Origin of the sequence: Pseudomonas sp. BRM28 (assembly GCF_002939405.1) — a bacterium.
Lineage (GTDB): Bacteria > Pseudomonadota > Gammaproteobacteria > Pseudomonadales > Pseudomonadaceae > Aquipseudomonas > Aquipseudomonas palmensis.
In genome coordinates, this window is record NZ_PEFV01000001.1 from 3,146,275 (window position 1) to 3,159,803 (window position 13,529).

Consider the following 13,529-nt stretch of genomic DNA (forward strand, 5'->3'; position numbering starts at 1 on the left):
AAAGCCGCGGTCTGAACAGACCGCTGGCTGTTTTCGCGATCTTCAGACTCCGTTAAGAATTGCCTCGGATACTCCTCCCGACACACACCCCGGGAGGCGTGATCGATGCCCGATTCTGACTGGAACATCCCCCTGCCCCTGCACTTCGCAGCCGCAGGCGGTTCGGTGATGAGCCTTGCCAGGGCCTTGCCCGGCGATAGCCTGCGCCCGGCCTACGAGGCCTTCATCCAGCAGCGCTTTCGCAAGGCCCATGGTGCGCATATCGCACAGTTCATGCCGCAGCTGTTCGGCATCAGCGATGCCTCCGGCGCGCTGTGCGCCGTGGCCGGTGTGCGGCTGGCCAGCAGTGAGGCGCTGTTTCTGGAGCGCTACCTAGACGAGCCGATCGCCCCCTTGATCAGCGCCACCGAGAACAACCCTGTCGATCGCAGCGCCATCGTCGAGGTCGGCAACCTGGCGGCCGCCGATACCGGCAGCGCGCGCCTGAGCATCATTGCCGTTACCTACCTGCTGGCCATGGGCGGTCTGGAGTGGGTAGCGTTCACCGGCAGCATCGGCCTGGTAAACAGCTTCCACCGCCTTGGGCTCAAGCCAGTGAGGCTGTGCACGGCCGACCCCCTGCGCCTGGGCGAAGAACGCCATAACTGGGGCAGCTACTACCAGAGCCAGCCCCAGGTGCATGTTGGCAACATCCGTGCAGGCTTCATCCATTTGCGCAACATGGGCGTGTTCACACGCCTGGGCCTGCCTACCGCCGTCGGGGAGGCCTGTCATGTCGCCTGAACTGCAGCATTTCGAACAGGTGCTGCGCAGGCACGCCGAACACACGCCCAACGCCATTGCGTTGTGGGGCGACCAGTTGAAGCTCGACTACGCCACGCTGCAGGCCGAGGTGCAGTACCGCCAGCAACGCCTGCGCGATGAGTCGGCCAGGGTCGTGGCACTGGCCCTGGATAACGGTGTGGAAGCCATGCTGTGGGATCTGGCATTGCTGTTTGCAGGCGTGACCTGCGTGCTGCTGCCGCCCTTTTTCAGCCCCGCACAGCGCAGCCATTGCCTGGCGCAGAGCCAGGCCAGCCTGGTGATTGCCGAGCCGGCCCTGGCCCCCGAACTGCTGGCGTGCGGCTATGTCGAAGACGGCGCGTTCTGGCGCAGGCAATGGTCGGGGCCCGACCTGATGCCCGAGGGCACCGCCAAGCTGACCTTCACCTCCGGCACCACCGGAACCCCCAAGGGCGTATGCCTGGGCGCCGAGAGCATGCTGCGCGTTGCCCGGGCGCTGGAGCAGGCCAGCCGAATCACCGCGCCACAGCACCACCTGACCCTGCTGCCGCTGGCGATCCTGCTGGAGAACCTGGGTGGCTACGCCGCGCTGATGGCCGGGGCCACGGTGAGTGTCCCCAGCCTGGCGGCTCTGGGCATCCAGGGCGCAAGTGGCGTCGATGCTGCGCGCCTGCTCGGCACCCTCGCCGACCGTGCACCCCACAGCCTGATCCTGGTGCCGCAACTGCTGCTGGTGCTGGTCAGCGCCGCTGAACAGCGCGCCTTCGACCCGCGCACGTTGCGCTTTGCCGCGGTGGGCGGGGCCAGGGTCGCCACCGAACTGCTGATCCGCGCGCAGCGCATCGGCCTGCCGGTGTATGAAGGCTACGGCCTGTCGGAATGCGCCTCGGTGGTGTGCCTGAACCGGCCACAGGCCCATCGCCCCGGCAGCGTGGGTCAGCCACTGCCCCACCTGCAGGTCAGGCTGGCCGAAGACGGCGAGGTGCTGATCAAGGGCTCGGCCCTGCTCGGCTACCTGGGCCAACCGCCGCACACCGACGCCTGGTGGCCCAGCGGTGACCTGGGCGAGCTGGACGCCGAAGGGTTCCTGTACATCAAGGGGCGCAAGAAACACCAGTTCGTCACCAGCTTCGGCCGCAACATCAACCCCGAATGGGTCGAAGCCGAATTGACCCAGCGAGGGGTGTTCGCCCAGGCCTTCGTCTATGGCGAAGCCATGGCTTACAACCACGCATTGCTGTGGCCACATCAACCGGGCTGCACCGACACCGAACTGGCAGCGGCCGTGGCCCAGGCCAATCAGGCGCTGCCCGATTACGCCCAGGTGCATCGCTGGACGCGCCTGGAACAACCGTTCACGACCGCCAATGGCCTGCTCACGGCCAATGGCCGCCCGCGCCGCGATGCCATCGTCGAGCGCTACCGCTCCCAACTCACCGACCCCCTTGCCTGCGAGGCTACCCGACCATGAGCTTTTTCGACACGCTGCAAGAAGCAACCCATCAGCAACGCCATGCGCTGTTCAGCCTGCCGGTGATTCGCGATGCCCTCGAAGGCAAGGTCAGCCTGGATAGCTACCAGGCCTTCCTGGCCCAGGCCTACTACCATGTGCGTCACACCGTACCCTTGATGATGGCATGCGGCGCCCGCCTGCCCTCGCGGCTGGAGTGGCTGCGCAAAGCCGTGTGCGAGTACATCGAAGAGGAGTATGGCCACGAGCAATGGATACTCAACGACATTGCTGCCTGCGGCGGTGACAGGGATGCCGTGCGCGAAGGTCGGCCTTCACTGCCGATCGAGCTGATGGTCGCCTACCTCTACGACCTGATCGCGCGGGGCAACCCGGTAGGGCTGTTCGGCATGGTCAATGTGCTGGAAGGTACCAGTATCGCCCTGGCCACCCATGCCGCGCACAGCATCCGCGCGCGCCTGGCGCTGCCGGAGGCCGCCTTCAGCTACCTCAGTTCCCATGGCTCGCTGGACCTCGAGCATATGCAGACCTATCGCCGTTTGATGAACACCCTGCAGGCCCCTGATGACCAGGCCGCGGTGATCGATGCGTCGCGCGTGGTCTACCGCCTGTATGCCGACATGTTTCGCGGCCTGCCGCACGATGGAGCACAGCATGCGCCTGTCTGACGCCCGCGTGGTCCTGACCGGTGCCAGTGGCGGGATCGGCCTGGCCATAGCCGCCGCCCTTTGCGCCAACGGCGCCCGCGTGCTGGCGGTGGCCCGGCATGCCGAACCCCTGCAATCGCTGCTGCAAGAGTACCCCGCGCAACTGACCTGGATGGGCGCCGACCTGACCTTTCTCGTGGACAGGCGCAAGGTGCTCAACGCGGCCCAGGCCCTGGGCGGCGCGAACCTGCTGATCAATGCTGCGGGCGTGAACCATTTCGCCATGTTCGAGCAACTGGACGACAGTGACATCAATGCCATGCTGGCAGTGAACATCAGTGCCCCCATGTGCCTCACAAGGCTGTTGTTGCCGCTGCTCAAACAGGCCGACAGCGCCATGGTGGTCAATGTCGGGTCTACCTACGGCTCGATCGGCTACCCCGGCTACGCGGCCTACTGCGCGAGCAAGTTCGCCCTGCGCGGGTTTTCCGAAGCGCTGCGCCGGGAACTGGCCGACACCCGGGTCAACGTCCTGTACGTCGCCCCGCGGGCCACCCGCACCCCCATGAACAGCCCGGCGGCGCAGGCCCTGAACGTTGCCCTCAAGGCCAATGTCGATGATCCGAAAACCGTGGCCAGCGCCGTGATTCACGCCATTGCCGGTGATCGGCGCGACCTTTACCTGGGTTGGCAGGAGCGTTTTTTCGTGCGCCTGAACAACCTGCTGCCGCACCTGGTGGACCGCGGTCTGCGCAAGCAGTTGCCACTGATCCGCCGCCTCAGCCACAAGACCGACCGCGAGCCGCCCAAACCATGAAAAAGATTGCCACCTGCCTGCTGGTCTGGGGCCTGAGCCAAGGCGCCTGGGCCCTGGACAATGCCGACCAGCAACGCCTGAACATGCTTCAGCAAAGCTGGGCACACATCCAATACCAATTGCCGCCAGACCAACGCGCGACAGCCTTCGAGCAATTGTCCAGCCAGGCCTCGGCGTTTACCCGGGAACGTCCGACCACGGCTGAAGCCTGGATCTGGTCGGGCATCGTCACCAGCAGTTGGGCCGGTGCGCAGGGCGGGCTGGGCGCGCTGGGCAAGGCCAAGACGGCCAAGGCCGACCTCGAAAAGGCGCTGACGCTGGACCCCAGGGCGCTGCAGGGCTCCGCCTACACCAGCCTTGCAGCCCTGTATGATCGCGTACCAGGCTGGCCAATCGGCTTTGGTGACGCCGACAAGGCCGAACAGCTGCTCAAGCAGGCCTTGCTGATCAATCCCGATGGCATCGACAGCCTGTACTTCTGGGGCGATCACCTCTACCGTCAAAAGCGTTACCCCGAGGCCAGGGCAGCCTTGCTCAAGGCACTGCAAGCCACACCGAGGCCAGGGCGTGAAATCGCCGATAGCGGACGTCGCCATGAAATCAACGCGCTGCTGGCGGACATCGACAAGAAACTCGACTGACAGGAGTCACCGTGCGCTTGCTGCTGATAGAAGATGACGTGGCCCTGGGTGAAGGCATTCATCAGGCCCTGGGGCGCGAAGGCTACACCGTCGACTGGCTCCGGGACGGCAGCAGCGCCCTGCATGCGCTGCTCAGTGAAACCTTCGACCTGGCGGTGCTCGACCTGGGGCTGCCGCGTATGGACGGCCTCCAGGTGCTGCGTCGCCTGCGTCATAGCGGCTCCACCCTGCCGGTGCTGATACTCACCGCGCGCGATGCCACAGAAGACCGCATTGCCGGGCTGGATGCCGGTGCCGACGACTACCTGATCAAACCCTTCGACCTGGCGGAGCTCAAGGCGCGCCTGCGGGCCCTGCTGCGCCGCAGCGCCGGGCGGGCCAAGGCAAGAATCGAGCATGCAGGCATCAGCCTGGACCCCGGCACTCAGCAGGTGTCCTTCCATGGGCAGAACGTGCCCCTGACGCCCAAGGAATATCAGCTGCTGCATGAGCTGCTTTCACCGCCGGGGCGTGTCATGACCCGCGAGCGGCTGACCCAGTTGCTTTACGGCTGGAACGAAGAAGCAGAAAGCAACACCCTGGAGGTGCACATCCATCACCTGCGCAGAAAATTCTCCGCCGACCTGATCCGAACCGTACGCGGCGTGGGTTATCTGGTGGAGGAGCGCCGATGATGTCGATCCGACGCCGTACCCTGACCCTGATCATCGGCCTGATGCTTACCGGCCTTATGATTCTCAGCGCCTTCAACCTGCATGACAGCAACCATGAAATAGCCGAGGTGTATGACGCACAACTGGCCCAGAACGCGCGGCTTCTGCAGGGCGTCATGCGCATGCCGCTGGCTGGCGACCAACACACCGAACTGTACCAGGCGTTCAACCAGGCCCTGAGCGAAGCCACACCCAGGCTTGACGGCCACCCTTATGAAAGCAAGATCGCGTTTCAGGTGTGGGATGCGCAGGGCCAGGTGCTGGTACATACCAACAGCGCCCCCGCCTTCACCTCGCCACCGTCGGCACCGGGCTTCAGTGACGTGCATGACCTGCATGGCCGGCAGTGGCGCGCCTTCCTGCTCGAAGACAAAATCAACCAGGTGCGGATCTGGGTGGGCGAGCGCGACGACGTACGCACTGACCTGGTCGACCGCATCGTACGCCACACCCTGTGGCCCAATATGCTCGGCAGCCTGATCCTGGCAGCAATGGTCTGGCTGGCCATTGGCTGGGGGCTCAAACCCCTGGCCAACATGGCAGCCACCCTGCGTGCCCGTCATTCAGGGTCGCTTGAACCTCTGCAACTGATGCCATTGCCTGCAGAACTCGAACCGATGCAGGCCGCGCTGAACCGCATGCTGGCGCAGATCCAGGAAGTGCTGGAACGCGAGCGACGCTTCATTGCCGACGCGGCTCATGAAATGCGCACGCCCCTGGCGGTCCTGCGGGTGCACGCGCAAAACCTGCAGGAGGCCGGGACCGAACAGGAGCACCGTGAATCGCTGGCGCACCTGATACACGGGGTGGACCGCGCCAGCCGTCTGGTCAACCAGCTGCTCACCATGGCACGCCTGGAACCGCAGCCGGGTCATGCCCATGCCCCGCGAATCGACCTTGAACACACTGTGCGCGACAGCCTGGTGCAGATGACCCCATGGCTACTGGACCAGGGCCTTGAACTGGTGTTCGAGGCCGCCCCAGGCAACTACCTTGCCCGAGTGGATGGCGGGGCGATCGATATCGCACTCAACAACCTGGTGACCAATGCCGCGAACTTCTCCCCCGAGGGAGGGATCATCAGCGTTCGCCTGAGCCGCCAGCCGACGCATTTCGTGCTGTCGATACAGGACGAGGGGCCTGGTATCGACGAAGCTGAACGCGAGCGCCTGTTCGAACGCTTCTACAGTCGTGGCAATGCACAGGGCGCCGGCCTTGGCCTGGCCATCGTCCAAGCGGTCGCCATGCGGCTGGGCGGTCAGGTCCGGCTGGAGAACATGGCCACCGGCGGGCTGTGCGCAACCCTGGAGATTGCGCTGGACTGAACCCGCCCCCCCGCTGACAGGTAGCCATCGACGGTCATGGCGCCAGGTCAGGGTCCGAGTCGCTGTGCTTCTGGCCGATCGGGTCGGTGGCCGGCGACTGCTGCGGCGCCTGGGTATCGATGCCCGGTGGCGGCGCAAGCTGCAGTATCTCGCTGGTGTAGGCCCACTCCTGCTGCACCCGGGCCGGGTCGTCGTTCAGGTGGGTGCCGTAGCTGGGCACGATCTGGTGCAGCTTCTGCTGCCAGGCCGGGCTGGCGACCTTGTCCTTGAACACCTTCTGCAGCACTTCGAGCATGATCGGCGCCGCGGTGGATGCGCCGGGCGATGCGCCCAGCAGCCCGGCAATGCTGCCATCGGCCGCGCTCACCACCTCGGTGCCCAGCTTGAGCACCCCGCCCTTTTCCTTGTCGCGCTTGATGATCTGCACCCGCTGCCCGGCCTGCCACAGGCGCCAGTCTTCCTTCTTGGCCTGGGGGAAGTAGGTCTGCAGCGCCTCGAAGCGGTCGTCGTCCGATTGCATCAGCTGGCCTGCCAGGTACTGCACCAGGTCGAACTGGTCGATCCCCACCTTGGTCATGGGCCACAGGTTATGGGTGGTCATGCTGGAGAACAGGTCCAGGTACGAGCCTTCCTTGAGAAACTTGGTGGAGAAGGTCGCGAACGGCCCGAACAGGATCACCCGCTTGCCATCGAGTACCCGGGTATCCAGGTGCGGCACCGACATCGGCGGCGCGCCCGTGGCGGCGATGCCGTAGGCCTTGGCCATGTGCTGCTGGGCGATGGTGGGGTTGTCGGTGACCAGGAACGAGCCGCCCACCGGGAAGCCCGCGTAGTCCTGGGCCTCGGGAATGCCGGACTTCTGCAGCAGCGGCAGCGCCGCGCCGCCGGCACCGATGAACAGGAACTTGGCATCGGCGGTCGACTTCTCGCCGCTCTTGAGGTTCTTGTACTCCACATGCCAGGAGCCGTCGTCATTGCGACGGATGTCCTCGACCTCGCTGGACAGCTTGAGCGAGAAATTCTCCTGCTGCTGCAGGTGCGCCACGAACTGGCGGGTGATCTCGCCGAAGTTCACGTCGGTGCCGATCGGCGTCCAGGTGGCGGCGATCTTCTGGTTGGGGTCGCGGCCCTCCATCATCAGCGGCACCCACTTGCGGATCTGCGCCGGGTCTTCGGAGTACTGCATCGGCCGGAACAGGGGGCTGGCCTGCAGCGCCTCGTAGCGGCGCTTGAGGAAACTGATGTTGTCGTCACCCCACACGAAGCTCATGTGCGGCGTGGAATTGATGAACGAGCGCGGGTTCTTCAGCACCCCGTTCTTGACCTGCCAGGCCAGGAACTGGCGCGTCACCTGGAACGCCTCGTTGATCTCCACCGCCTTGGTGATGTTGATCTTGCCGTCCTTGTCCTCGGGCGTGTAGTTCAGCTCGGCCAGCGCCGAGTGCCCGGTGCCGGCGTTGTTCCAGCCGTTGGAGCTTTCCTCGGCCACCCCGTCCAGGCGCTCGACCATCTCCATCGACCAGCCCGGCTCCAGCTCGTTGAGCCAGATTGCCAGCGTGGCGCTCATGATGCCGCCCCCCACCAGCAGTACATCGACCTTCTTCGATTCCGCCCCCTGCGCCTGGCCGGCCGCCAGCGACACGGCCAGGCCCAATGTGGCCACGTTCCTTGCGAACTTCATGGCATATCCCCCCAATTGCATTACGAGACGATCCAGTGAGTGTGGCTCATGGATCGCGCATGACAAGCCGTACAAGCGACCCGGTGCAGTCAGTGGGGTTCCCTTGGATCGGGCCGCGGCGGCGCCAGGGCACGGGCAGAACGCTATCAAACTGAACCAATTCATCAGCTAAGGATCAGTTTTAGCATCGTGAAACCACAGGATTTGATACCTTGTCCGCGCTTTCTACACTTGGCCGGGATCGCTTGTGCCCTTCCCCTGCACGGCCTGCCAACACGCCTTCAGGAGGGATCTTGTGACCACCACCCACCCCAGCGACGCTTTCCAGATCGCCCTGGCCAACTGCGCCCGTGAACAGATCCGTACCCCCGGCAGCATTCAGCCCCAGGGGTTCATGGTCGTGGTGCAGGAGCCGGCCATGTTGATCCGCCAGGTCAGCGAGAACCTGCCGGACTGGCTGGGGGTGGAGATCGACGCCTTGCTGGGCGTGCATTTCGATGCGGTGGTGCAGGACGGTTGCAGTTTCGTCGAGCAACTGGGCGAACTCGACGAAGACCAGTCCCAGCCCTATCACGTGGCCGACGTACAGTTTCTGATCGGCCAGCAGGCGCAGCGCCTGCCGATGATGCTGCATCGCCACGACCAGGTGCTGATCGCCGAATTCCAGCGCCCGGCCGCCGTGCCGGCGCCAAGCTCGCGGCTGTACCCGCTGGTGCGCTCCTTCGTTGGCGGCGCACCGGACAGCGAGAGCATCGACGAGCTGTGCGAGCGGGCGGTGCGCGTGATCAAGCGCCTGACCGGGTTCGGCCGGGTCAAGTCCTACCGCTTCGACACCGAGGGCAACGGGCTGGTCAACGCCGAGCTGGTCGACGACGACTACCCCAGCTACAAGGGCCTGTGCTTCCCTGCTTCGGACATCCCGGCGCAGGCCCGGGCGCTGTACTGTGCCAACCGCATCCGCGTGATCGAGGATGCCGACTACCAGCCGGCGCGCCTGCTGCCGGCCGCCAACCTGCTCACCGGCCAACCCCTGGACCTGAGCTTCTCGACCCTGCGCAGCGTCTCGCCCGTGCACCTGCAATACATGCGCAACATGCAGACCTGGGCCTCGATGTCGGTTTCCATCGTGGTCGAGGGCCGGTTGTGGGGGCTGGTGTCGTGTCATCACCGCACCCCGCGCAGCGTGAGCTTTCAGGTGCGTACTGCCTGCGAACTGCTGGGCCGGGTGCTGTCGCTGCAGATCGAGACCCGCGAAGCCCACCTGCGCCACGCGCGCATGCTCGAGATCCGCCAGCGCATCGTGCAGCTGCTGGGCGCCATCGCCGACCAGGACAGCGTGCGCCTGGGCCTGCGCGCCCTGCCCGACATCTTCACCGACTTCGTCGGCGCCGCCGGTGCCGCAGTGGTGTCCAGCACCGGCTGCGATACCTACGGGCACACCCCGCCCCAGGCGCGGATCATGGCCCTGGTGGGCTGGCTGACCGCCCGCGGCGACGCCGAGGTGTTCCATACCGACAACGCCGGGCGCGATATCCCGCACCTGACGGGGCTGGCCGACATGGCCAGCGGCATCCTTGCCGTGTCCATTTCCGAACTGCACCCGCATTACCTGATCTGGTTCAAACCCCAGCAGTCCCAGGTGGTGCACTGGGCCGGCCGCCCGGAAAAAAGCATCGCCCAGAGCGGCTCGCTGAACCCGCGCGAAAGCTTCGAGCAGTGGCAGCAGATCGTCGAAGGCTTCTCGACCCCCTGGGACCCCAGCGAAATCGAGGGCGTGCAGGAGCTGCGCCAGGCCATCCTCGGCATCGTGCTGCGCAAGGCCGAAGAACTGGCGCAACTGTCCGAATCCCTGGAAAAGACCAACAAGGAACTGGAAGCCTTCTCCTACAGCGTTTCCCACGACCTGCGCGCGCCGCTGCGTCATATCGCCGGCTACGCCGAGCTGCTCAGCGATGCCGAAGGCGCCAACATGTCCGAGCGCAGCCTGCGCTTTCTGGGCACCATCGAGAACTCCGCCAAGTTCGCCGGCACCCTGGTGGACAACCTGCTGAGCTTCTCGCAGATGGGCCGGTGCGCCATGCACCTGTCCGACGTCAACCTGTCGGCGATGGTCGCCTCCATCAAGCTGGAGATGCTGCCCGACTACGAGGGCCGGGACATCCGCTGGACCTTCAACGCCCTGCCGATCGTGGTGGCCGACCCGGCCTTCCTGCACCTGGCCCTGCGCAACCTCATCGCCAACGCCATCAAGTACACCCGCGGCCGGCCGGTGGCGCTGATCGAGGTCGACGTGCAGGAACGCGACGACGCCCACGTGATCAGCGTGCGCGACAACGGCGTCGGCTTCGACATGCAGTACGCCAACAAGCTGTTCGGCGTGTTCCAGCGCCTGCACCGCATGGAGGAGTTCGAAGGCACCGGCATCGGCCTGGCCAATGTGCGGCGCATCATCGAGCGCCATGGCGGCACGGTATGGGCCCACGGTGTCCCGGACCAGGGCGCGACGTTCTATTTTTCACTTCCAAAGAAAACCCTCATGCCCACTGCATGACCCACACGAGGGCGCTCCATGCTCAAACCGATACTCCTGGTAGAAGACAACCCCAACGACCTCGAACTGACCCTGCTCGCGCTCGAGCGCAGCCAGCTGGCCAACGAGGTGATCGTGGTACGCGACGGCGCCGAGGCGCTGGACTACCTGTTCCGCAGGAACAGCCATGCCGACCGCCCGCAAGGCAACCCGGCAGTGCTGCTGCTCGACCTCAAGCTGCCCAAGGTCGATGGCCTGGAGGTGCTCGAACAGGTGCGCGACTCGGCCGACCTGCGCAGCATTCCGGTGGTGATGCTGACCTCGTCCCGCGAAGAGCCGGACCTGGACCGCGCCTATCAGCTGGGCGTGAATGCCTACGTGGTCAAACCCGTGGAATTCAAGGAGTTCGTCGGCGCCATCTCCGACCTGGGGATTTTCTGGGCCGTGCTCAACGAGCCACCGCCCGGTTCCACCCGGGTCGTGCGTCGCCCCAAGTCATGATGACAAGACATGCCTAGACGAGAGCCCGGAGCGCCGACGCCGCTCCCCAGAATAAAGCTGCTGCTGATCGAAGACAGCACCCACGACGTCGAGCTCACGCTGTTGACGCTGGAGCGCTATGGCCTGCAGGTCGACCCGGTGGTGGTGCACGATCACATCGGCGCCTGCGAGGCCATGCAGCAGCACACCTTCGACGTGATCGTGTGCGACTACCTGCTGCCCTCCTCGTCGGGCATCCAGGTGCTCGAGGTGGCCCAGCGGGCGGCCCCGGAAACGCCGTTCATCTTCCTGTCCGGCATCTTCGGCGAACAGCAGGCGGTGGAGACCATGCGCCTGGGCGCGGTCGACTACGTGCTCAAGCAGAACCTCAAGGTGCTGCCCAAGGCCATCCGCCGCGCCGTGCTCGAAGTGCGCGAACGCGAGAAGCGCCGCGCTGCGGAAAACGCCCTCGAAGAGGTCGAGACCCGCGCCCGCCTGGCCATCCAGGCTGCCGAGATGGGCGTGTGGGAACTGAGCGTGCCCAGCGGCTCGGTGCTGTGGGACGAGCGCTGCCGCGCCCTGTACGAAGTCACGCCCAGCTGCAACCTGCACCTTGACCAGGTGCTGGAGCACTGCCACCCCGACGACCGGGCAATGCTGCGGGCCAAGGTCGAGCAGGCCCTGAGCTGCGAATCGGTGTTCCATGCCGAATACCGCGTGCAGTTGTCGGGCGGTCGCCTGCGCTGGATCAACTCCAACGGCCGTTCGCTGTTCAAGGATGGCCGTTGCGTGCGTTTCAGCGGGGTGATGCAGGACATCAGCGAGCGCAAGGTCGCCACCCAGGCCCTGGTGCAGTTGACCGAAACCCTGGGCGAGCGCGTAGAGCAACGCACCCGCGAGCGCGACCGCACCTGGGAGCTGTCGCGTGAACTGCTGGGGGTGCTGCGCTTCGACATGACCCCGATCAACTTCAACCCGGCCTGGGAGGCGGCGCTGGGTTGGTCGCGGGACCAGATCGGCAGCCTGCGCCTGTGGGAGCTGATCCACCCCCTCGATCTGGACGCCACCATCAAGGAAACCCGCAGCATCGCCAGCGGCAACGTATCGACCCGCTTCGTCAACCGCATGCGCCACGCCAACGGCGACTACCGGTGGCTGTCCTGGACCATCGTGCCGGAGAACGGCCTGATGTACGCCGCCGTGCGCGACATCACCGATGAGCGTGCGGTGGTCGAGGAACTGGCCGCCACCAACAAGCGCCTGCGCGAACAGATCGACGAGAAGGAACGCGTGGAAGCCACGCTGCAGCAGATGCAGCGCCTGGAAGTGGTCGGCCAGCTGACGGCTGGAGTGGCCCACGACTTCAACAACCTGCTCACGGTGATCCTCACCAGCGCGACCTTTGCCACGCGCGACATTGCCCGCGGCAACCTGGACAAGGCCCGCACCCGGCTGGAACACATCACCGATGCCGGTGAACGTGGCGCCCGGCTCACGGCCCAGCTGCTGTCGTTCTCGCGCCGCCAGCGCCTGCAGCCGCGCCCGGTGGACCTGAACGCCACCGTGCGCGGCATGCAGAGCCTGCTGAACAAGGCGCTGGGGGCCAATATCTGGGTAGAGATGTCGCTGGCCCCGGACCTGTGGACCGCCTCGGCGGACCTGACCCAGACCGAGATGATCATCCTCAACCTCATCATCAACGCCCGCGACGCCATGGCCAACGGGCCCGGCTCGGTGCTGCTGCGTACTCACAACGTCACCGTGGAGGCCGCGCCCCTGCGGCCCGAAGACCCGGAACCCGGCCACTACGTGGTGTTCTCCATCGTCGACTCGGGCAGCGGCATGAACGAGGACACCCTGCTCAGGGCCTTCGAGCCGTTCTTCACCACCAAGCCGGTGGGGCATGGATCGGGGCTGGGGCTGGCCCAGGTGTTCGGTTTCGCCAAGCAGTCCGGTGGCGGGGTGCGCATCGAAACCACCCTAGATGTCGGCACCACGGTCAGCGTGTACCTGCCGCGGATCCAGGGCGACGCCGTGGCCGTGCTGCCCAGCCCTGCGCCGGTGAGTGAACCGCATCAGCCGCTGGGCTCGACCATCCTGCTGGTGGACGATGACAGCACCGTGCGTACCCTCACGGCCACCTTGCTGGAATCGTTTGGCCTGAAGGTGGTGCAGGCGCGCAACGGCCCGGATGCACTGAACATGCTGAGCCCCGAGATCGACCTGCTGCTGACCGATTACGCCATGCCGGGCATGACCGGCGGCGAGCTGGCGGCCCTGGTCAAGCGCTCCTACCCGCAGTTGCCGGTGGTGTTCGTGACTGGCTATGCCAATACCGACGTGCTGGGGCTGAGCCATTCGACGGTGATCCAGAAGCCGTTCAGCGAGCGCGACTTGCGCAGCAAGATCTGGGCAGCGCTGGCGCGTTGAAAAAACCTGTA

At 65.5% G+C, this 13,529-nt stretch carries 11 protein-coding genes; 10 read left to right on the top strand and 1 reads right to left on the bottom strand.

Features of this window, described 5'->3' with window-relative positions; genetic code table 11:
- The first annotated feature begins 105 nt into the window (after positions 1 to 105).
- Genes CR917_RS14850 through CR917_RS14880 form a run of 7 tightly spaced genes read left to right on the top strand, consistent with a single transcriptional unit; the run spans position 106 to position 6,397 of the window.
- Complete coding sequence (locus tag CR917_RS14850; protein WP_100632645.1) at positions 106 to 783, top strand: thermostable hemolysin; 678 nt, start codon at positions 106 to 108, stop codon at positions 781 to 783.
- On the top strand, positions 773 to 2,254 hold the full coding sequence (locus CR917_RS14855; protein ID WP_054914360.1) for an AMP-binding protein: 1,482 nt from the start codon (positions 773 to 775) through the stop codon (positions 2,252 to 2,254). Before CR917_RS14850 ends, CR917_RS14855 begins: the two co-directional genes overlap by 11 nt.
- Positions 2,251 to 2,922 carry a TenA family transcriptional regulator gene (locus CR917_RS14860; RefSeq protein ID WP_058540320.1) on the top strand — a complete coding sequence of 224 codons (672 nt, stop codon included), beginning with the start codon at positions 2,251 to 2,253 and terminating at the stop codon, positions 2,920 to 2,922. Before CR917_RS14855 ends, CR917_RS14860 begins: the two co-directional genes overlap by 4 nt.
- A complete protein-coding gene (locus tag CR917_RS14865; RefSeq protein ID WP_058540321.1) occupies positions 2,909 to 3,718 on the top strand; it encodes an SDR family oxidoreductase in 810 nt (269 codons plus the stop codon). The genes CR917_RS14860 and CR917_RS14865 overlap by 14 nt, the downstream gene beginning before the upstream one ends.
- Complete coding sequence (locus CR917_RS14870; protein ID WP_078481133.1) at positions 3,715 to 4,359, top strand: tetratricopeptide repeat protein; 645 nt, start codon at positions 3,715 to 3,717, stop codon at positions 4,357 to 4,359. Before CR917_RS14865 ends, CR917_RS14870 begins: the two co-directional genes overlap by 4 nt.
- Before the next feature lie 11 nt (positions 4,360 to 4,370).
- A complete protein-coding gene (locus CR917_RS14875; RefSeq protein ID WP_054914356.1) occupies positions 4,371 to 5,033 on the top strand; it encodes a response regulator in 663 nt (220 codons plus the stop codon).
- Complete coding sequence (locus CR917_RS14880) at positions 5,030 to 6,397, top strand: sensor histidine kinase (protein WP_104572556.1); 1,368 nt, start codon at positions 5,030 to 5,032, stop codon at positions 6,395 to 6,397. Before CR917_RS14875 ends, CR917_RS14880 begins: the two co-directional genes overlap by 4 nt.
- Before the next feature lie 34 nt (positions 6,398 to 6,431).
- On the opposite strand, the gene mqo is transcribed toward CR917_RS14880, so the two are convergent.
- Positions 6,432 to 8,078: a malate dehydrogenase (quinone) gene (mqo, locus tag CR917_RS14885; protein WP_058540324.1), complete on the bottom strand. Its 1,647-nt coding sequence runs from the start codon at positions 8,076 to 8,078 to the stop codon at positions 6,432 to 6,434.
- A 295-nt stretch (positions 8,079 to 8,373) separates the two neighbouring features.
- Here mqo and CR917_RS14890 point away from each other — a divergent pair, with 295 nt between their 5' ends.
- From CR917_RS14890 to CR917_RS14900, 3 genes are read left to right on the top strand one after another with little or no spacing between them, the layout of a single operon-like run.
- Complete coding sequence (locus CR917_RS14890; protein ID WP_254999888.1) at positions 8,374 to 10,629, top strand: ATP-binding protein; 2,256 nt, start codon at positions 8,374 to 8,376, stop codon at positions 10,627 to 10,629.
- 18 nt (positions 10,630 to 10,647) lie between these two features.
- Complete coding sequence (locus tag CR917_RS14895; protein WP_043864031.1) at positions 10,648 to 11,109, top strand: response regulator; 462 nt, start codon at positions 10,648 to 10,650, stop codon at positions 11,107 to 11,109.
- Positions 11,110 to 11,118: 9 nt separating this feature from the next.
- Positions 11,119 to 13,518 (top strand): hybrid sensor histidine kinase/response regulator, encoded by a 2,400-nt coding sequence (locus tag CR917_RS14900; protein ID WP_043864032.1) that lies wholly within the window; start codon positions 11,119 to 11,121, stop codon positions 13,516 to 13,518.
- Positions 13,519 to 13,529 lie beyond the last annotated feature (11 nt).

Excerpts from the sequence above, each read along its gene's own strand:
- mqo (WP_058540324.1), bottom strand. The coding sequence starts at position 8,078 with ATGAAGTTCGCAAGGAACGTGGCCACATTGGGCCTGGCCGTGTCGCTG.
- CR917_RS14850 (WP_100632645.1), top strand. The coding sequence starts at position 106 with ATGCCCGATTCTGACTGGAACATCCCCCTGCCCCTGCACTTCGCAGCC.
- CR917_RS14855 (WP_054914360.1), top strand. The coding sequence starts at position 773 with ATGTCGCCTGAACTGCAGCATTTCGAACAGGTGCTGCGCAGGCACGCC.
- CR917_RS14900 (WP_043864032.1), top strand. The coding sequence starts at position 11,119 with ATGCCTAGACGAGAGCCCGGAGCGCCGACGCCGCTCCCCAGAATAAAG.
- CR917_RS14880 (WP_104572556.1), top strand. The coding sequence starts at position 5,030 with ATGATGTCGATCCGACGCCGTACCCTGACCCTGATCATCGGCCTGATG.
- CR917_RS14870 (WP_078481133.1), top strand. The coding sequence starts at position 3,715 with ATGAAAAAGATTGCCACCTGCCTGCTGGTCTGGGGCCTGAGCCAAGGC.
- CR917_RS14865 (WP_058540321.1), top strand. The coding sequence starts at position 2,909 with ATGCGCCTGTCTGACGCCCGCGTGGTCCTGACCGGTGCCAGTGGCGGG.
- CR917_RS14895 (WP_043864031.1), top strand. The coding sequence starts at position 10,648 with ATGCTCAAACCGATACTCCTGGTAGAAGACAACCCCAACGACCTCGAA.
- CR917_RS14860 (WP_058540320.1), top strand. The coding sequence starts at position 2,251 with ATGAGCTTTTTCGACACGCTGCAAGAAGCAACCCATCAGCAACGCCAT.